Source organism: Bordetella sp. (assembly GCF_051960075.1).
GTDB lineage: Bacteria > Pseudomonadota > Gammaproteobacteria > Burkholderiales > Burkholderiaceae_B > Bordetella.
In genome coordinates this window covers 1-18,487 of record NZ_JBQCER010000015.1, presented here as the reverse complement: position 1 = coordinate 18,487, position 18,487 = coordinate 1, and the positions used below count along the sequence as shown (strand labels likewise).

The window sequence follows — 18,487 nt, the reverse complement described above, 5'->3', positions numbered from 1 at the left end:
CCGCTATTTCCACCGGCTGCTGGCGCCGCGCGCGCGGCTCTATACCGAAATGATCACCACCGGCGCGCTGCTGCACGGCGATGTCGCGCGCCACCTGGACTTCGATCAGGCCGAGCACCCCGTTGCCCTGCAGCTGGGTGGCAGCGAGCCCGACGCGCTGGCCAGATCGGCCAGGCTCGGCCGGCAATGGGGCTACGACGAGATCAACCTGAACTGCGGCTGTCCGTCCGAGCGGGTGCAGAAGGGCGCTTTCGGCGCCTGCCTGATGGCCGAGCCCGAGCTGGTGGCCGATTGCGTCAAGGCCATGCAGGACGCCGTCGACATCCCGGTCACGGTCAAGCACCGCCTGGGACTGGACTACGACGAAACCTACGGATACGTGCGCGATTTCGTCGGCAAGGTCTACGACGCGGGCTGCCGTGTTTTCGTGGTGCATGCCCGCAACGCAGTGCTCAAGGGTCTTTCGCCCAAGGAAAACCGCGACATTCCGCCGCTGCGCTACGATGCGGCCATGCGTCTGAAGCGCGATTTCCCCGACTGCGTGATCGTGCTCAACGGCGGCCTGGCCGATGCGCTCCAGGCCCAGGAGCACGGCGCAGACCTGGACGGCGTGATGCTGGGCCGCGCCGCCTGGCACACCCCGCGTGTGCTGTCCGAGCTGTCCTTGCAGATCTGGCCTTCGGTGCGCCTGCCTTCGGATGCGCAGGTGGTCGATGCCATGACTGCCTATGCCGCCCGCCAGGTGGCTGCGGGGGTGCCTTTGCGCATCATGGTGCGGCCCATGCTGGGTCTGGTTACCGGACTGTCCGGCGCGCGCCGCTGGCGGCGCATGCTGTCGGACCCGGCGCGCCTGGCGGCCAACGATCCCGGCCTGATCTACGAGGCCTGGCGCAGCCTGCAGGCTCGGCGCGACGAGCCTGAACCGGCCGGCGTGCAAGCTGGATCGGCATGAAGTGAGGGAGCAGATGAATCACGAGCCCGGAAAATTGCGGACCTCCTTGGTTGCACGCATGCTTACGCCGGGTGGGGTGATCGCAATCGGGATCGTGCTTTGGGCGGGCGTGGTCGCTCTTTGCAGCTGGATTGTCTACCAGTCGTATAGCGACGCTATTCAACTTGCTGAGCAAAGTTCCCGCAACTTGCTATTGGCGATCGAGCGGGACCTCGAACGCACTTTCAATTCCTACAATCTGTCATTGCAGGCGGTGATAAACGGCGCACAAAAAAGCACAATAATGTCCTTGCCAGAAAACTTGCGCAATGCGATTCTTTTCGACAACTCGGCGAAGGCGCGGTATTTCGATGGCATTGTGTTGCTGGATGCGCAAGGCACGGTCGTAGCTGATTCTTCGGCTGCCGAAGCGCAGGCGTCAGTCGATGCGTCCAGTCGAAGCGCATACTTGGTGCATAAGGAAGATCCTCGGTTGGATTTCTGGATGGGGCCGCCACGCCGTTCCCGGCAAGTTCCCGACGTGACGGAAATCACGATCAGCCGCCGAGTCAGCGCTCATGATGGCAGCTTTGCCGGGGTTGTAATAGGAACGATAAATGTCGACTACTTCCGGTCACTTTTGGAAGGGCTTGATTTCAAGCGCTTGGGATCGGCGGCGATAGTCATGACTGATGGCAGCTTGCTGGCAAGGGCTCCCTACAATCAGGCTATAGTCGGACGTAATTTTCGTCTGAATCCCATTTTCCAGAAACTGCTGCGCAAGCAATCTTCGCCCTTCTGGGGAACGAACAGTGTCGACAGCGTAACGCGCCTGCATGTCTTTAGACGGATCAAGGACCTTCCCATCATTGTTGATATCGCCCCGGCAGAGAGCGACATACTCGCGGATTGGAAGGGCCGGTCGATTCTCATATGTGTTCTGGGGCTGCTTTTCAGTCTCGTCGTTCTCCCCACGTCCTTTTTGTTTTCGCGCGAATTGCGCCAGCGCCGGGCATCGGAGATGGAACTGCATCGCCAGGCCCATCTGGATCCTTTGACAGGGCTGGACAATCGGGGCACGTTCGATCGATCGCTGCAGAAGGCTTGCGCTCTTTCATCGCGTACCGATTCGCCGGTGTCCTTGCTGTTCTTCGATCTTGACAAGTTCAAGACATACAACGACACCTATGGGCATCAGGCAGGCGACGATGTTTTGAAAAAAACGACCATGGCCGCGCGCAATGTTTTGCAGAGATCTACAGATCATTTTGCGCGATACGGGGGAGAGGAGTTCGTCGCGATTCTGGAGGCGACGGACGACATGCAGGCATTCGCCGTCGCGGAACTGGTTCGTGTGAGCATCGAAAATCTTGGGATCGAGCATCCCGGCAGTCCTGCCGGAGTTGTCACGGTTAGCATCGGCGTCGCCTGTGTCCGGGGCAGCGGAGCAACACCGGAAATAATCATCGGCATGGCAGACGAAGCCCTATACGATGCCAAGGCGGCAGGCAGAAATTGCGTCAGGCGATTCTCGGGCGCGAACAGGACGATCAAGGCTTGATATCATCGATTTTTGCTGATATCCACTGTGAGGACTGAATCCCATGCCATGGTTGCGCCAACTGCCACGCTGGGCGTGGTTCGGCACCGGGGTGCTGGCATTCATCGCCGGCCTGGTCAATGCGGTCGGCTACCTCGGCTTTCGGCACGAATCCATCAGCAATATGACCGGCAATACCAGCCTGCTGGGCATCGCGCTGGGCTCAGCGGACGGCGGCGAGATCCTGCACTGGGCGCTGGCCATCGCGGCATTCGTGCTCGGCACGATGCTCAGCGGCATGATCGTCCAGCAAAGCACCCTCAAGCTCGGCAGGCGGTACGGCATCGCCCTGGTGCTGGAGTCGCTGCTGCTTTTTTCCGCCGTGCCGTTCCTGGATGCGTCCGATTCGCTCGGACTGTACCTGGCCTCGGCCGCGATGGGACTGCAGAACGGCATGGTCAGCGCCTACAGCGGCGCATTGATTCGCACCACCCATGTGACCGGCATCTTTACCGACCTGGGCATTTACCTCGGGCACCTGCTGCGGGGCCTGCCGGTGGACATGCTGCGCCTGCGCGTGTGCATCGTGGTGGCCACGACCTTCATGCTGGGCAGCGCCTTCGGCGCCCTGCTGTTCGGACGCATGCAGGAGCATGCAATATTGATCCCGGCCGCGCTCACGGGAGTATGCGGCCTGGTTTACGGCGCGTACCGGCAGTACTCGCTGGCCTTGACGGACTGAAACCGGTCGATTCGAGTGCCGGTCTCAGGCTCGTGACTGCTCTTCGCTGTCGGTCGGCCAGTCGCGGATGTAGGCCTTGAGCATATTGTTCTCGAATTCCTGCGCCGCCACCACGGCATGGGCCACGTCGTAGAAAGAGATCACGCCCATCAGGACCGGACCGTCCATCACGGGAATGTAGCGGGCGTGGTTTTCCAGCATCAAGCGGCGCAGTTCATCGGCGTCGGTGTTGGGCGAAACGCTCACCGGCGCGTCGTCCATGATCGCGCGCACGGTGGTGTCGCCGACCTCGCCCTGGCTGTGCAGCAGGCGGATGATTTCGCGGAAGGTGAGCATGCCGACCAGCGTTCCGCTTTCCATGATGACCATCGAGCCGATGTCGCGCTCGCTCATGGTGCGAATGGCTTCCGATACCGGCATGTCGGGCGTGCCGGTATACAGGGTGTTGCCCTTGACGCGCAGGATTTCTGTGACTTTCAGCATGGTCGTTTCTCCCCCCGGGCTTTCTGTGAACCCGGCCATACGGCTATTGTGCGCCAGCCCGGCGGGTTCTTCCAAATCGGGACGGCATCCCGGGCTGCGCGAGGGGCGATAATGGTGCCATGAACGCCTCATGTCTGGCCGACCTGGCCACGGAAAACACCTTTGCGGCCCTGCCGCCCGATTTCTACACGCGGCTCTCGCCGCGTCCGCCGCACGCACCGCGGCTGCTGCACGCCAATGCCGCCGCCGCCGGGCTGATCGGCCTGGACCCTGCGGTCCTGGCCACGCCGCAGTTCCTCGCGGTGTGCTCCGGCGGCGCGCCGCTGCCTGGCGGGGATGCGCTGTCGGCCGTCTACAGCGGCCATCAATTCGGTGTCTGGGCCGGCCAGCTGGGTGACGGCAGGGCACACCTGCTGGGCGAGGTGCAAGGCCCGGCGGGCAATTGGGAGCTGCAGCTCAAGGGCGCGGGCCGCACGCCTTACTCGCGCATGGGCGACGGCCGGGCGGTGCTGCGCTCCTCGGTGCGCGAATACCTGGCCGGCGAAGCCATGCACGGCCTGGGCATTCCCACCACGCGCGCGCTGGCCCTGGTCGTGTCCGACGAACCGGTCGTGCGCGAAACCATGGAAACCGCCGCCGTGGTCACGCGCATGGCGCCCAGCTTCGTGCGTTTCGGTTCGTTCGAACACTGGGGCTTTAACGATCGCCCGGACCTGCTGCGCGTTCTCGCGGACTACGTCATCGACAAGTTCTACCCGGAATGCCGCGATGCGCCGGGCGAGCACGGCCCGTTGCTGTCCCTGCTGCAGGCCGTCGCGCTTCGCACGGCGCGGCTCATGGCCGACTGGCAGACGGTGGGTTTCTGCCACGGCGTCATGAACACCGACAATATGTCCATCCTGGGGTTGACGCTGGACTACGGCCCCTACGGGTTCATGGATGCCTTCCAGGCTGACCATATCTGCAACCACACCGATGCGCAGGGACGCTACGCCTGGAACCGCCAGCCTTCGGTGGGGTTGTGGAATCTCTATCGCCTGGCCGGCGCCCTGCATGCGCTCATACCGGATACCGACGCGCTGCGCGGCGCGCTCGACAGTTACGAGCCCGAGTTCGCCGATGCGTTCGGCAGGCGCATGGCAGCCAAGCTGGGCATCGCGCAGTGGCAGGAGGACGACCAGGCCCTGGTCGACGACCTGCTGCGCCTCATGCATGCCAACCGCGCCGATTTCACCTTGAGCTTTCGTCGGCTTTCCGACGCGGCGCGCGGCGCGCAGCAGGGTTTTCTCGATCTTTTCGTCGACAGGCCCGCCGCGCAGGCGTGGCTGCAGCGCCTGCAGGCGCGGCACGCGAGCGAAGGCAGGGCCGCTGCCGAGCGGGCGGCGGCCATGGACCGGGTCAATCCGCTCTATGTCCTGCGCAATCATCTCGCCGAACTGGCCATCCGCGCGGCCAAGGAGGGCGATGCATCGGAAATCGACACCTTGTTGAGGCTGCTGGCCGATCCCTGCGCCGAACGGCCGGGCTTCGAGCGCTATGCTAATCTGCCGCCCGACTGGGCAGCGGGTATCGAAGTGAGCTGCTCTTCTTGAGGTCTTCTTCATGTCCGGCAATACCCTAGGCACTCTCTTTTGCGTCACCAACTTCGGCGAATCGCACGGCCCGGCGATAGGCTGCGTGGTCGACGGCTGCCCGCCGGGCATGCCGCTCGAGGCGGCGGACATTCAAGTCGAACTGGACCGACGCCGTCCCGGCACCTCGCGGCACGTGACCCAGCGCCAGGAGGCCGACCAGGTCGAGATCCTCTCCGGCGTATTCGAGGGCGTGACCACCGGCACGCCTATCGGCCTGCTCATTCGCAACACCGATCAGCGCAGCAAGGACTACAACAACCTCCTGGACACCTTCCGTCCTGGTCACGCTGATTACAGCTACTGGAAGAAATACGGCGTGCGCGATCCGCGCGGCGGCGGCCGCTCCTCGGCCCGCCTGACAGCGCCCACGGTGGCAGCCGGCGCGATCGCCAAGAAATGGCTGGCCCGCGAATACGGCGTCAAGGTGCGCGGCTACATGAGCCAGCTCGGCCCCATCGAGATCCCGTTCGAGTCCTGGGACGCGGTAGGCGCAAATGCCTTCTTCGCGCCCAACGCCGGTATCTTGCCCGAGCTCGAATCCTATATGGACCAATTGCGCCGCGACGGCGATTCGGTCGGCGCGCGCATCGAGGTCGTGGCCGAATCCGTGCCGGCCGGCTGGGGCGAGCCGCTCTACGACAAGCTCGACGCCGATATCGCCCACGCCATGATGGGCCTGAACGCGGTCAAGGGTGTTGCCATCGGCGACGGCTTCGCCAGCGTTGCCCATCGCGGTTCCGAGCACGGCGACGAAATCACGCCTGACGGCTTCTCCAGCAATCACGACGGCGGTGTGCTGGGCGGCATCTCCAACGGCCAGCCCATCACCGTCTCGCTGGCCATCAAGCCCACCTCCAGCATCCGCGTCGAGCGCCACTCGGTCAACCGCGCCAATGAGCCCGTCATGGTCCAGACCCTGGGCCGCCACGACCCCTGCGTAGGCATCCGAGCCACCCCGATCGCCGAGGCCTTGCTGGCCCTGGTCCTGATCGACCACGCGCTGCGCAACCGCGGCCAATGCGGGGCAAGGTAGCACTCTCAGTACTAGGATAATAAGTCCCGTTGTACTAGCTTGATGGCCTGGGCATAATAGGCTGGAGACATACTTCAGCAACCAAGTCCAGCCTCGATTGAGTCATGCCTGGAGCCGAGGACCCCGGAGCAATCCGAAGCGCGGGGCGGCCATCCGCAGCCGCGCAAGCGGCGAGCATCGGAATTGCGCAGGGCAGCCTCGGCGGCGCAAGAACTCAAATATCGGTGGCGACTTCAAACAAGAGCGCTCCATGGCCCAGACCCTGTACGACAAACTCTGGCAGTCCCACGTCGTTCATCAAGAATCCGACGGCACCTGCCTGCTCTACATCGACCGTCACCTGCTGCACGAGGTCACCAGCCCGCAGGCGTTCGAAGGCCTGGCTATAGCCAGCCGCAAGCCCTGGCGCACTGGCGCCAATCTGGCCGTGGCCGACCACAACGTGCCCACCGTCAACCGTGCCCGTGGCATCGACGACCCCATTTCCAAGCTGCAGGTCGACACCCTGGACGGCAACTGCGACAAGTTCGGCATCACCGAATTCAAGATGAACGACCTGCGCCAGGGCATTGTGCACGTCATCGGGCCCGAGCAGGGCGCCACGCTGCCCGGCATGACCGTGGTCTGCGGCGATTCGCACACCAGCACTCACGGCGCACTGGCCACGCTGGCCTTCGGCATCGGGACGTCCGAGGTCGAGCACGTGCTGGCCACGCAGACGCTGCTCATGAAGAAAAACAAGAGCATGCTCATCAAGGTCGAAGGCGAACTGCCCTTCGGCTGCACCGCCAAGGACGTGGTGCTGCACATCATCGGCATCATCGGCACCGCGGGCGGCACGGGTTATGCCATCGAGTTCGCCGGCAGCACCATCCGCGCGCTGTCCGTCGAAGGCCGCATGACCGTCTGCAACATGGCCATCGAAGCGGGCGCGCGCTCGGGCATGGTGGCTGTCGACGACAAGACCATCGACTACTTCAAGAATCGCCCCTTCGCGCCCACCGGCGTGCTGTGGGACCAGGCCGCAGCCTATTGGCGCACGCTGCACAGCGACCCCGGCGCCAGCTTCGATCGCGTGGTCGAGGTCGATGCGCGCCAGATCAAGCCGCAGGTTACCTGGGGCACCTCGCCAGAAATGGTTCTGCCCGTGGACGGACGGGTGCCCGATCCCGAGCGCGAAAAAGACGACGTGCGCCGCAGCGGCATGGAGCGCGCCCTGCAGTACATGGGTCTGACGCCCAACACGCCGCTCACCGACATCCGCATCGACCGCGTCTTCATCGGCTCCTGCACCAACTCGCGCATCGAAGACCTGCGCGCCGCCGCTTCGGTGGCGCGCGGCCGCCGCGTGGCCGCCCACGTCAAGGAAGCGCTGGTTGTGCCGGGCTCGGGCCTGGTCAAGCAGCAGGCCGAACGCGAAGGCCTGGACAAGATCTTCATCGCCGCCGGCTTCCAGTGGCGCGATCCGGGCTGCTCGATGTGCCTGGCCATGAACGCCGATCGCCTCGAACCAGGCGAGCGCTGCGCCTCCACCTCGAACCGCAATTTCGAGGGCCGGCAGGGGCAGGGCGGCCGCACGCATCTGATGAGCCCGGCCATGGCCGCCGCCGCCGCCGTGGCCGGTCACTTCGTCGACGTGCGCGCGTTGCGCTAACCCTCATCGTCTGGATCACGAATCATGCAAGCATTCACCACTCATCAAGGCCTGGTGGCGCCGCTCGACCGCGAGAACGTCGACACCGACCTCATCATCCCCAAGCAGTTTCTCAAGTCGATCAAGCGCACCGGTTTCGGCCCCAACTTGTTCGACGAGTTGCGCTACCTCGACCACGGCGAGCCGGGCATGGACAACAGCAAGCGTCCGCTCAACCCCGACTTCGTGCTCAACCAGCAGCGCTACCAGGGCGCTTCCATTCTGCTGGCGCGCAAGAACTTCGGCTGTGGCTCCAGCCGCGAGCATGCGCCCTGGGCCCTCGAGCAATACGGCTTTCGCGCCATCATCGCGCCGTCCTACGCCGACATCTTCTTCAACAACAGCTTCAAGAACGGCCTGCTGCCCATCATCCTGTCCGAATTCGAAGTCGCCAAGCTGTTCGACGAGGTCAAGGCCTTCCCCGGCTACCAGCTCACCGTCGACCTGCCCGAGCAAGTCGTGCGTACGCCCGGCGGCCAGGCCATGCCTTTCGACATCGAGCCCTTCCGCAAGCACTGCCTGGTCAACGGCCTGGACGACATCGGCCTGACTCTGCAGCACGCCGACAAGATCCGCGCCTTCGAAGCCGAGCGCCTGGCACGTCACCCCTGGCTGGAAGGCCAGCCCGTGATCGGCCGCTGATTGCAATAGAATCGATCCGGTGCCATTGACTGGATCTGCGTGCCGTTGACCTGAGCCGAGGACCCCGGAGCAATCCGAAGCGTGGGGCGGCCATCCGCAGCCCACCGGGCGAGCATCGGAATTGCGCAGGGCTGCCTCGGCGTCTCAAGAACTCAATAGAGCCTACCCTTCAAACCATGACCACCCATCAAATCGCAGTCCTCCCCGGCGACGGCATCGGCCCCGAAATCACCGAACAAGCCGTCCGCGTCCTCCAGGCCCTGAACCTGCCGCTCGAACTCAAGCAAGCGCCGGTAGGCGGAGCGGCCTTCGACCAGTTCGAACACCCGCTGCCGCCCGCCACGCTCGAACTGGCCAAGCAGTCCCGCGCCATCCTCTTCGGCGCCGTCGGCGACTGGAAATACGACGTGCTGCCGCGCGAATTCCGTCCCGAGCAGGCCATCCTCGGCCTGCGCAAGAACCTCGGCCTCTTCGCCAACCTGCGCCCCGCCATCCTTTACCCCGAACTGGCCAACGCCTCCTCGCTCAAACCCGAAATCGTCTCGGGCCTGGACATTCTCATCATCCGCGAGCTCACCGGCGACATCTACTTCGGCACCCCGCGCGGCACGCGCCAGTCTCCCGACGGCGCCTTCAAGGGCGAGCGGGAGGGCTACGACACCATGCGCTATACCGAGCCCGAGGTGCGCCGCATTGCCCGCGTCGGTTTCGAGACCGCCCGCAAGCGCGGCAAGAAGCTGTGCAGCGTCGACAAGGCCAACGTCCTGGAGACCTCGCAATTCTGGCGCGACATTGTCATCGACGTCGCGCGCGACTATCCCGACGTCGAGCTCTCGCACATGTACGTGGACAACGCCGCCATGCAACTGGTGCGCGCGCCCAAGAATTTCGATGTGATCGTCACAGGCAACATCTTCGGCGATATCTTGTCCGACGAGGCCGCCATGCTTACCGGCTCGATCGGCATGCTGCCTTCGGCTTCGCTGAACGAGTCGTCGCAAGGCCTGTACGAGCCCAGCCACGGCTCGGCGCCGGACATCGCGGGCAAGGGCGTTGCCAACCCGCTGGCCACCGTCCTCTCGGCCGCCATGCTGCTGCGCTATTCGCTGAACGAGGCCGCTCAGGCCGACCGCATCGAAGCCGCTGTGCGCAGGGTGCTGTCGCAGGGGCTGCGCACTGCCGATATTTTCGAGGCGGGCACCACCAAAGTGTCTACTTCGCAGATGGGCGATGCCGTCCTCAAGGCGCTGGCCTGAGGATGAACGGCAACATCGGGGCGGAAATTTTTCCGATCCCGGTGTGCGGTGCAGCAATGCCTCCGACTTTCTGATAAAGTCGGGAAAACCCTGGACAATCAAATCGTCATAAAAGGTGCGAGCCTTGCTGGCAGTCGGCGCCAGCCTGAGGCGTGGCACGGGTTCCTATTTCCCATTTTTCTAAGAGCTCTTCCCAATGAAGCAAGCAGTAGGCCTGGTTGGCTGGCGCGGCATGGTCGGTTCCGTGCTCATGCAGCGCATGCGCGAAGAAAACGACTTCGCCCACTTCGAACCCGTGTTCTTCTCCACCAGCAACGCCGGCGGCAAAGCCCCGGCCTGGGCCGAGGGCGCCGGTCCCCTGCAAAATGCCTACGATATCGAAGCGCTCAAAAAACGGCCCTTCGTCGTCACCGCCCAGGGCGGTGACTACACCACCCAGGTCTACGGCAAGCTGCGCAACGCCGGCTGGAACGGCCTGTGGATCGATGCCGCCAGCACGCTGCGCATGGCCGACGACGCCATCATCGTGCTTGATCCGGTCAACCGTCCGGTGATCGATACGGCGCTCAAGCGCGGCGTGCGCAACTTCATCGGCGGCAACTGCACCGTCAGCTGCATGCTCATGGGCCTGGCGGGTCTGTTCAACAACGACCTGGTCGAATGGATGACCTCCATGACCTACCAGGCCGCTTCCGGCGGCGGCGCCCAGCACATGCGCGAACTGCTCACGCAGTTCGGTCTGCTCAACGGTGCGGTCAAGCCGCTGCTGGACGACCCGGCATCCGCCATTCTCGACATCGACCGTGGTGTGCTCGGCATGCAGAAAGACGCCAGTCTGCCGCAGGAACAATTCGGCGTCCCCCTGGCGGGCAACCTCATCCCCTGGATCGACAAGGATCTGGGCAACGGCATGTCGCGCGAAGAATGGAAGGGCGAGGCCGAAACCAACAAAATCCTCGGCCGCGGCGCAGCATTCGGCACGCCTGCCACGCCGATCGATGGACTGTGCGTGCGCATCGGCGCCATGCGCTGCCACAGCCAGGCGCTGACCATCAAGCTCAAGCGCGACGTGCCCATCGACGAGATCGAAGGGCTCATCGCCGAAGGCACCAACTGGGCCAAGGTCGTTCCCAACACCAAGGAAGACACCATCAAGTCGCTCACGCCGGTTGCCGTCACCGGCACGCTCGACATCCCGGTGGGGCGCCTGCGCAAGCTTTCCATGGGCTCGCAGTATCTGGGCGCATTCACCGTGGGCGACCAGTTGCTCTGGGGAGCGGCCGAACCCCTGCGCCGCATGCTGCGCATCGCGTTGGCCGAAGCCTGATCGCCGCTCTCGGTCGGCTCGTTTATCAAGGGGTACACGGTGTACCCCTTTTTTATTTGTGCCGCATCACTGATGCGTCTACACTTTCCAGTCATTTCCGGTACTTGGAAGCCTGCTCATGATCGGGTATCAACGCGCTATGCGTCCTTCTGTCCGCCTGTCCCGTAAAACCGTCCTGGCCTGGTCGTTGGCCGCGGCGCTCGGCCTGACTGCCATCGGCACCGCGCAGGCCGTCAGCCTGGGCCATGCCCGCGTCGTGTCGGCGCGTGGGGCGCCGTTGCAAGTGCTGGTGCCGCTCATCGATCTAACACCCGACGAAGCCGCCAATCTGCATATATCGCTGGCCGATGCGGCTGCCTGGCAGCGAGCGGGCCTGCAACCGCCCACGCCGCTGGCCGATATGCATGCCACGCTCGAAACCGGCACGCAGGGAAAGCGCGACGTGCTCGTAACCTCCAGCCAGCCTCCCGGCCACGACGCCATCGACGTCCTGCTCGACATGCAGTCGAACGCCGGGCAGCGCCAGCTGCAGGTCACGGTTCTGGTGCCTGCAGACGATATCGTCTCGGGCATTCAGCAAGCCGGGGTAGGCGGTACGCGCGCTGCCGCAGGCGCCGCAATCGGGCAAATCAAGGTTGCGCGCGGACAAACGCTCTGGGGCATCGCGTCCAGCCATGCCGTGGCCAACGCTACGATCTACCAGGAGCTCGTAGCCCTGTGGCGCGCCAATCCGCAAGCGTTCATCCAGAACAACATGAATCTGGTGCGCACCGGTGCCACGCTCAAGCTGCCCGACGCGGCCACGGTGCGGGCTATCGATCCCGCCGAGGCACGCCGTATCTTCGACGAGCAGGCCGCCGCCTTTCAGCGCTATCGCGGCCGGCTGGGCGCGGGCACGCAAAGCAGCTCGTCACCGGTTGCGAGCAATCATCAAACCAGCGCCGGTGGCAAGGTCGAATCGGCAGCGGCTGCCAACAAGGTCAGTCCGCCTTCCGCACAGGATCAGCTGCGATTGTCGGCGCCCTCGCAAACCGATGCGAAAGCGGATGCCCAGACTTCGAATCAGCACGCCATGGAAGACGCGAGCAAGCGCATCGGCGAACTCCAGGCAAACGTCCAGGCTTTGGGCCAGGCGGCTGGCGCCACGCAGCAAGGCGCGACGGGCAATGGTCAGGCCGAACAAAATGGCCAGAGCACCTCTGCACCGCCGTCCGGCGCGGCGAGTGCTCCAGACTCGAGCGCCACAGGCTCGAATACGTCGAACGCTGCGGTGTCCAATAGCGCCGGCGCCTCCAGCGCGGCAGCCACGGGCAGCAATGGCCCCGTCACCGGCCCCAGTTCCCCGACCGCCAACGCGCTGGACGAAGCCAAGGACACTGCCAAGAAGGTTGTCAATAAGAGCGGCATGGCCGATTGGCTGTCCGACAACCTGCTCATCGTCGTTACCGCCGTGCTGGTGGTCATCATTTTCATCGTGGCTTTGCTGATGCGCCGCGCCGGCCGTCACAGCGACGATGATGACGACTCCTACGGGTACGCCGAGCATTCCATGGACGATGCCACCAGCGATCAGGACGTCGATCATCGGATCAGCGGCATCAACCTCGACCTCGATCACCATTCGGGCAAAGACGATGAAGCGCCGCGCGGCGGCCGGACCTGATCCATGCCACGCATTGCCTTGGGCCTGGCTTATGACGGCTCGGCCTGGCAGGGCTGGCAGACTCAGCCTCACGGGCAGACGGTACAAGACAGGTTCGAAGCAGCGCTCGGAAAATTCTCCGGCGCGGGTGTGCCGCTGACCACGGTCTGCGCGGGCCGCACCGACACCGGTGTGCATGCCGCCATGCAAATCGTGCATCTGGATACCGAGCTGGATCGGCGCGGCGAATCCTGGGTTCGCGGTGTCAATGCTTTTCTGCCCGATAGCATTGCCGTGCAGTGGGCGCAGTCCGTGCCCGACGATTTCCATGCCCGGTTCTCGGCGCGCTCCCGCACCTACGTCTACCTGCTTTGGCGCGGGCGGGTAAGGCCGGCTTTGTGGGCCGGCCGCGCAGGCTGGTGTTTCCAGCCGCTCGATATTGACCTCATGCGCCAGTCGGCCGGAGACTTGCTCGGCGAGCATGACTTCTCCAGCTTCCGTTCGGCGCAATGTCAGGCGCGCCATCCTATACGAACTATGTATAGGCTGGACATCGAAGAGCGCGGCCCTTTCGTGGTTTTCACCTTGAAGGCCAATGCCTTTCTGCACCATATGGTGCGCAATCTCGTCGGCGCCTTGCTGCAGGTAGGGCAGGGGCGCGAATCCGTGGCCTGGATGGCGCAACTGCTCCAGGCGCGCGACCGCCGACTCGGCGCGCCGACCTTCATGGCCGATGGCCTCTATCTCTCCGCCATCGAGTACGCTGAAAGCTATGCGTTGCCGGCGCTCGACGGCGGCGCCTCTTTATTGTGGCCTTTCACTTCTCTCCGATGACCCCATGCGTACCCGCATCAAGATCTGCGGTCTGACCCGCGAAGCCGATATTGTCGACGCCGTCGAAGCGGGGGTCGATGCCATCGGCTTGGTCTTTCATCCAGGCAGCAAGCGCTTTCTTACTGTCGAACGCGCAGCGCAACTGCGCCGCGCCGTGCCCGCTTTCGTGGATGTGGTCGCCTTGTTCGTCAACGCCCAGCCGGATGCCATCCGCGCGGTGGTCGACCGTGTCCAGCCCGACCTTCTGCAATTTCATGGTGACGAGTCGCCCGAGGCCTGCCGGCGATCGGGCCGCCGCTATTTGCGTGCCTTTCGCGTCGGCGCGCCGGGTCTCGATACGCCCGAAGATCTCGCCGCGCATTGCATGACCTACGATGACGCCGCCGGCTGGTTGTACGACAGCTACAGCGCCGGCTACGGCGGTAGCGGCCTCGCTTTCGACCACCACCTGTTATCGGGCGTTCAGGCCTGCTCCGCATCGCGCCCGCTGATCCTCTCGGGCGGGCTCAAGCCCGAAAACGTGGCGCAGGCCGTGCGCGCTGTGCGACCCTGGGCCGTGGACGTCAGCAGCGGCGTCGAGATCGAACCGGGCGTCAAATCCGCGCAGCGCATGCGGGCTTTCGTGGCCGAGGTGCGCGAAGCCCAGACCCAGGCTTGAAGCGCGCTTAAATCACTTGCTGTACGTGATGTACCTGCGGCGGCTGCGCCACGCTATCGCCGATCAAGGCGCGCCATTGTTTGAAGGCTTGCGATTCGCGGAAGTCCACCATGTGGTGCTCGACCGTTTCCCAATCGACCACCAGCGTGTATTCCAGCGGCCGTTCGATGCTGCGGAATAGCTGCATACCGTGGCAGCCCTTGGCCCCCAGAAACAGCGGCCTGGCCTTGGCGACAGCCGCTTCAAAGGCCGGGCCGGTGCCTTCCTTGACGACGATGACAGCGATTTCATTGATCATGCAGTAGCTCCTGGAATGGGTGTAGGCGCGGTCGGACGGACAAAACTCTGTTCCGATGCGTCGGTCTCTCAAGTATCGCGCATCTGTCCGGCCGCCGTCGATGCAAGGTGTCCCGGTCGCGTTGTTCGGCTTTTCGATAAACTGGCGGCTTCGCCGTCATCTGCCGTCAGGCCCGCGCTCTCGCGCCAGCCGCCGCCTCGTATCATGCCGTTTTCCCATTTGCTGCTGGCCCTGAGCGTCGTCTTGGTCTGGGGCACGAATTTCGTCGTCATCAAATGGGGGCTGGGCGATTTCCCGCCTTTCATGTTCGCCGCGTTGCGCTTTATCTTCTCGGCCTTGCCGTGGGTGTTCTTCGTGCGCCGTCCGGCCGTGTCCTGGAAGCGTCTGGCCGCCGCCGGCATTTTCACGGGCGTGGGCCAGTTCGATCTGCTGTTCTGGGCCATGCAGCACGACATTTCGCCAGGTCTGGCGTCGCTGGTCGTCCAGGCGCAGGTTTTCTTCACCATTCTGCTGGCCATCATTCTCAATGGCGAGCGCATGAAAGCGCTGCAGATTGGCGCCATGCTGCTGGCCTTGCTGGGCATGGGTGTCGTGGGTTGGCATGGTATGCGCGATCCCAGCAGCACCATTACGCTATTCGGTCTGTTCACCGTGCTGTTGGGCGCTTTTTTCTGGAGCTGCGCCAACACACTGGTGCGAGGCGCAGGCAGGGTGGACATGCTGAGCTTCACGGTCTGGAGCAGCCTCTACGCCGTACCCCCCCTCATCCTGGTGAGTCTGTGCGTCGAGGGTCCTGCCAGGGTGTCGCAGGCCCTGATCCATGCCAATTGGCATGGCTGGGTCACGGTTCTGTGGCAGTCCGTGGGCAACACTCTGTTCGGTTTCGGCGCCTGGAACTGGCTGCTGGCGCGCCATCCTGCCGCCACCGTGACGCCCTCGGCGCTGCTGGTGCCCGTTATCGGCATGCTGTCGTCGGCCTGGCTGCTTTCCGAGGATCTGGCCGGCTGGAAGCTGATTGCGGCGTTTCTGGTTATCGCTGGCCTGACGCTCAACCTCTACGCCGGCCGGCTGCAGCTCAAGGCCAAGGCGGCCTGACCGTTCGCAAAGTCTGCTTAAGTCAGCTGCTGCGGCCCCGCAAGCTTCAGGCCGGCATCGCCTTGCAGCACCACGGTCGACGAAGTCGAGATCTGCAGTCCTGCCTGGGTCAGTCGACTCAGCACTTCATACAACACGCGGCTGCGTACGACATAGGCCAGCCGGGGCGAATCCACATAAGCGATGGCGTTGAACATCAACCGGTCGTTCTCGATGCCGTCCAGGTAAACTGCCGCAGCGGGGCTTTCCAGTATTTCCTCCTGTTCGACGAAGGCCGCCGTGATCAGGTCGCGCACCTTGTCAACGTCGGTGTTGAGCGGCATGGGCAACCTGATCTGCACCCGTCCCATCGAGCGCGAGTGCGTCACGTTGCGCAGCGTCTTGGTGATGAATTCCGAGTTCGGCACGATCACCGTTGATTTATCCGGCATCAAGATTTCCGTGGCGCGCACATTGATGCGCTGAATGTCGCCCTCCACGGTGCCCAGCGACACCCAATCTCCCACCTTCACCGGCCGCTCGGCCAGCAGAATGAGGCCGGAGACGAAGTTCTGCACTACCGCCTGCAGGCCGAAACCAATGCCTACCGACAGTGCGCTGGCAATCCAGGCCACCCGCTCCAGCCCTAGCCCAAGCGAAGAGAGCGTCAAACCCGCCACAAAAAGCACGCCGGCGTAGCAGAACAGCGTTGCGGTCGACGTGCGCATGCCCGGATCCATCGTCGTGGAAGGCAGATAGGTGTCTCTCAGCCAGCGCTTTAGCACGCGCACGCACAACAGTCCCAGCAGCAGGACCAACAGGCCCTGTCCCAGGGTGCTCGGCTGAATCAGCACCTGGCCGATCTGCAGACCCTTGCCGAGCTGTTCCGCGCTGCGCAATATCTCGCTAGGACCGCCGCCGAAAGGGTTTATCAGAAGCACGATCGCAACCAGCACCACGAGCGCGCGGCCTAAGCCGGAGAGCAGCACGGCGGTCTGCTGACGCAGGCGGAATTGAGGAGTCGCGTGCTCGGGCTTCCTGCCTGCCAGCAGCGTCATGCAACCGTCGTCGATCAAGAGCGATAGCAGGTAGGCCGATGTCACCACGATCAGCAGCCACAGTCCCTGCGTAATGATGAAAGTCCCCAGGGTGGCGTACCCGATCAGGACAGCTACGATACCTACGACCAGCGCCAGCCAGCTCAGCGTGCTCAGCGTCGCGATCCAGAAAGGCCGGTGCAGGGCCTGGCCTGTCTCGGGATCGCGCTGCGATTTGCGGCGCAGCCTTTCGCCCAACATCAGGCTCCATGCCAGCGTGATGCCCTGGGCGAGCGCCGCCAGGCTGGTCATGGCGATCGTCGTGTTGACGCTGATGTCCAGTACCGAAGGCAATTGCAGCACCAGCCAGACGATTACGGCCTGTACTGCCAGCGTGCCGGGCAGCCAGCGCAGGCCCGTGGCGACTTCATCGGGCAGCGCCAGCAGACGCCATGAGGGTCTCTTGGGCGACAGCAGCACGTTGCCCAGGCCGCCTATATAACCAGCCAAGCCCACGACGCCCACCAGAGAACTCAATAGTGCCTCGGTATTGTCCGACAGCGCATTGCTCCAGTTCACACCCATGTGCAGCAGCTTGGCGATCAACCCCGGCGTCACGATCGCTACGATCACGACCGCGACGGCAAACACCGAACGGCGCAGCCGTCCCGAAGGCACGCGGGTTGCGGTCAAACGCAGCAGCAGATGCCGTATGACGTAGTTCGCGGCCAGCACGGCCACGATGCCGACGGCGATCAGAAACCACACCGTGCCCGGCGTTTGGCCTGCGCTGGCCATTACCTCATTGCCCAGCTCCTCGAAGCGCAGCAGATCGGCGGGAAAGTCGCGCCGCAGCTCCTGGTGGTAGCGTGACGAGAAGAAGGTGCGGTGGCGCTCGCCCATCTGGGCCTGAAACTGCTTGCGTCGTTCTGTCGAGACGCGATCGACCAGTTGCCCGGCCTCCACCGTCAATAGCTTGGCCAGTTTGAGCTGCGAATCGATTGCATTGTTGGCCTTGACCAGTTGTCTGCGCTGGTCGGCGACGTCAGGAGGCTCTTTGGCGCCTGTCGGCACCGGTCCCAACTGGTTCAGCCTGGCTGTAATGTCGGCCAGTTTCGGCGTCAGGGTGCCCGTCAGACTGTCGGCTTTGTTTTGCAGCTTTTGAACTTCGCTGCCCCAGCGGTCCAGCGATTCGTCGGTAGGGTGGTTGTCCAGCCCCTTGAGTATGGCGTCCAGTCTGGCGCGCATCTGCGTCAGCTGTGCATCGACTCCTGCGGGGGTGTCGCTGCTGCTGTTTGCACTGGGTTTGACGTTGGGCTGCGCCCACGCAAGCTCTCCGTGCATGGCAGACAAGGCCAGAAAGCAAGCTAGCAGCCCGGCGCGTAAATGACGCCCCGAGCGATGAAAGAGCGGAATCATGAAAGCGTCCGTGATTGGCGAGCCGGCAGCATAGCAAGCGCTGGCATGGGTGTTTGCGACAAAATCTATCGTGATGTCTGTCGATTTGTCGATCAGCAAGTACTCGTGCTATAGTTCAAGGCTTGTTGCTTGAAACGCGAAGCGCTTTGGGCGACGAGGGGAGCGGGAAGTCAGGTTGAAGGTAGTTGGGCTGTTGGATGCGAGTTGATTTGACAGCCATAAAAAACATCTTCATAATCTCGTT

General features: G+C 63.7%; 16 protein-coding genes. 13 read left to right on the top strand and 3 right to left on the bottom strand.

Annotated elements, in window-relative coordinates:
* The 3 genes from dusA to ACTHJ1_RS01860 form a co-directional block, all read left to right on the top strand.
* The coding region (dusA, locus tag ACTHJ1_RS01870; RefSeq protein ID WP_440186846.1) for a tRNA dihydrouridine(20/20a) synthase DusA at positions 1-952 on the top strand (952 nt) is incomplete at its 5' end.
* A 13-nt stretch (positions 953-965) separates the two neighbouring features.
* Positions 966-2,492 (top strand): sensor domain-containing diguanylate cyclase, encoded by a 1,527-nt coding sequence (locus ACTHJ1_RS01865; RefSeq protein WP_440186844.1) that lies wholly within the window; start codon positions 966-968, stop codon positions 2,490-2,492.
* A gap of 43 nt (positions 2,493-2,535) precedes the next feature.
* Positions 2,536-3,213 carry a YoaK family protein gene (locus ACTHJ1_RS01860; RefSeq protein WP_440186842.1) on the top strand — a complete coding sequence of 226 codons (678 nt, stop codon included), beginning with the start codon at positions 2,536-2,538 and terminating at the stop codon, positions 3,211-3,213.
* Between the two features lie 24 nt (positions 3,214-3,237).
* On the opposite strand, the gene ACTHJ1_RS01855 is transcribed toward ACTHJ1_RS01860, so the two are convergent.
* Positions 3,238-3,696 (bottom strand): CBS domain-containing protein, encoded by a 459-nt coding sequence (locus ACTHJ1_RS01855; protein ID WP_440186840.1) that lies wholly within the window; start codon positions 3,694-3,696, stop codon positions 3,238-3,240.
* Between the two features lie 119 nt (positions 3,697-3,815).
* On the opposite strand from ACTHJ1_RS01855, the gene ACTHJ1_RS01850 reads away from it, so the two are divergent.
* From ACTHJ1_RS01850 to ACTHJ1_RS01810, 9 genes are all read left to right on the top strand, one after another.
* Positions 3,816-5,288: a protein adenylyltransferase SelO gene (locus ACTHJ1_RS01850; RefSeq protein WP_440186838.1), complete on the top strand. Its 1,473-nt coding sequence runs from the start codon at positions 3,816-3,818 to the stop codon at positions 5,286-5,288.
* Positions 5,289-5,298: 10 nt separating this feature from the next.
* Complete coding sequence (aroC, locus tag ACTHJ1_RS01845) at positions 5,299-6,363, top strand: chorismate synthase (RefSeq protein WP_440186836.1); 1,065 nt, start codon at positions 5,299-5,301, stop codon at positions 6,361-6,363.
* A 250-nt stretch (positions 6,364-6,613) separates the two neighbouring features.
* Positions 6,614-8,017: a 3-isopropylmalate dehydratase large subunit gene (gene leuC, locus ACTHJ1_RS01840; protein WP_440186834.1), complete on the top strand. Its 1,404-nt coding sequence runs from the start codon at positions 6,614-6,616 to the stop codon at positions 8,015-8,017.
* A gap of 24 nt (positions 8,018-8,041) precedes the next feature.
* Positions 8,042-8,698, top strand: a complete 657-nt coding sequence (gene leuD / locus ACTHJ1_RS01835; RefSeq protein WP_440186832.1) for a 3-isopropylmalate dehydratase small subunit — start codon at positions 8,042-8,044, stop codon at positions 8,696-8,698.
* 176 nt (positions 8,699-8,874) lie between these two features.
* A complete protein-coding gene (gene leuB / locus ACTHJ1_RS01830; RefSeq protein ID WP_440186830.1) occupies positions 8,875-9,954 on the top strand; it encodes a 3-isopropylmalate dehydrogenase in 1,080 nt (359 codons plus the stop codon).
* Between the two features lie 196 nt (positions 9,955-10,150).
* On the top strand, positions 10,151-11,281 hold the full coding sequence (asd, locus tag ACTHJ1_RS01825) for an aspartate-semialdehyde dehydrogenase (RefSeq protein WP_440186828.1): 1,131 nt from the start codon (positions 10,151-10,153) through the stop codon (positions 11,279-11,281).
* Between the two features lie 139 nt (positions 11,282-11,420).
* Positions 11,421-12,944 carry a type IV pilus assembly protein FimV gene (locus ACTHJ1_RS01820; protein ID WP_440186826.1) on the top strand — a complete coding sequence of 508 codons (1,524 nt, stop codon included), beginning with the start codon at positions 11,421-11,423 and terminating at the stop codon, positions 12,942-12,944.
* A 3-nt stretch (positions 12,945-12,947) separates the two neighbouring features.
* A complete protein-coding gene (gene truA, locus ACTHJ1_RS01815; RefSeq protein WP_440186824.1) occupies positions 12,948-13,757 on the top strand; it encodes a tRNA pseudouridine(38-40) synthase TruA in 810 nt (269 codons plus the stop codon).
* 4 nt (positions 13,758-13,761) lie between these two features.
* Positions 13,762-14,415 carry a phosphoribosylanthranilate isomerase gene (locus ACTHJ1_RS01810; protein ID WP_440186822.1) on the top strand — a complete coding sequence of 218 codons (654 nt, stop codon included), beginning with the start codon at positions 13,762-13,764 and terminating at the stop codon, positions 14,413-14,415.
* Between the two features lie 7 nt (positions 14,416-14,422).
* Here the strand turns inward: ACTHJ1_RS01810 and ACTHJ1_RS01805 are convergent, their stop codons facing one another.
* Complete coding sequence (locus ACTHJ1_RS01805) at positions 14,423-14,713, bottom strand: antibiotic biosynthesis monooxygenase family protein (protein WP_440186820.1); 291 nt, start codon at positions 14,711-14,713, stop codon at positions 14,423-14,425.
* 204 nt (positions 14,714-14,917) lie between these two features.
* Here ACTHJ1_RS01805 and ACTHJ1_RS01800 point away from each other — a divergent pair, with 204 nt between their 5' ends.
* Entirely contained in the window at positions 14,918-15,808 is an 891-nt protein-coding gene (locus tag ACTHJ1_RS01800) for an EamA family transporter (protein WP_440186818.1), read from the top strand.
* A gap of 17 nt (positions 15,809-15,825) precedes the next feature.
* Here the strand turns inward: ACTHJ1_RS01800 and ACTHJ1_RS01795 are convergent, their stop codons facing one another.
* The gene (locus ACTHJ1_RS01795) at positions 15,826-18,168 is read right to left on the bottom strand and encodes a DUF3772 domain-containing protein (RefSeq protein WP_440186816.1); all 2,343 of its coding nucleotides are present in this window, start codon (positions 18,166-18,168) and stop codon (positions 15,826-15,828) included.
* Between the last annotated feature and the right edge of the window lie 319 nt (positions 18,169-18,487).

Bases quoted from the DNA above. Each gene is read 5' to 3' on its own strand.
- ACTHJ1_RS01860 (WP_440186842.1), top strand. From the start codon at position 2,536: ATGCCATGGTTGCGCCAACTGCCACGCTGGGCGTGGTTCGGCACCGGG.
- ACTHJ1_RS01820 (WP_440186826.1), top strand. From the start codon at position 11,421: ATGCGTCCTTCTGTCCGCCTGTCCCGTAAAACCGTCCTGGCCTGGTCG.
- ACTHJ1_RS01800 (WP_440186818.1), top strand. From the start codon at position 14,918: ATGCCGTTTTCCCATTTGCTGCTGGCCCTGAGCGTCGTCTTGGTCTGG.
- ACTHJ1_RS01805 (WP_440186820.1), bottom strand. From the start codon at position 14,713: ATGATCAATGAAATCGCTGTCATCGTCGTCAAGGAAGGCACCGGCCCG.
- ACTHJ1_RS01855 (WP_440186840.1), bottom strand. From the start codon at position 3,696: ATGCTGAAAGTCACAGAAATCCTGCGCGTCAAGGGCAACACCCTGTAT.
- asd (WP_440186828.1), top strand. From the start codon at position 10,151: ATGAAGCAAGCAGTAGGCCTGGTTGGCTGGCGCGGCATGGTCGGTTCC.
- ACTHJ1_RS01850 (WP_440186838.1), top strand. From the start codon at position 3,816: ATGAACGCCTCATGTCTGGCCGACCTGGCCACGGAAAACACCTTTGCG.
- leuB (WP_440186830.1), top strand. From the start codon at position 8,875: ATGACCACCCATCAAATCGCAGTCCTCCCCGGCGACGGCATCGGCCCC.
- ACTHJ1_RS01865 (WP_440186844.1), top strand. From the start codon at position 966: ATGAATCACGAGCCCGGAAAATTGCGGACCTCCTTGGTTGCACGCATG.
- truA (WP_440186824.1), top strand. From the start codon at position 12,948: ATGCCACGCATTGCCTTGGGCCTGGCTTATGACGGCTCGGCCTGGCAG.
- leuD (WP_440186832.1), top strand. From the start codon at position 8,042: ATGCAAGCATTCACCACTCATCAAGGCCTGGTGGCGCCGCTCGACCGC.
- ACTHJ1_RS01795 (WP_440186816.1), bottom strand. From the start codon at position 18,168: ATGCACGGAGAGCTTGCGTGGGCGCAGCCCAACGTCAAACCCAGTGCA.
- aroC (WP_440186836.1), top strand. From the start codon at position 5,299: ATGTCCGGCAATACCCTAGGCACTCTCTTTTGCGTCACCAACTTCGGC.
- leuC (WP_440186834.1), top strand. From the start codon at position 6,614: ATGGCCCAGACCCTGTACGACAAACTCTGGCAGTCCCACGTCGTTCAT.
- ACTHJ1_RS01810 (WP_440186822.1), top strand. From the start codon at position 13,762: ATGCGTACCCGCATCAAGATCTGCGGTCTGACCCGCGAAGCCGATATT.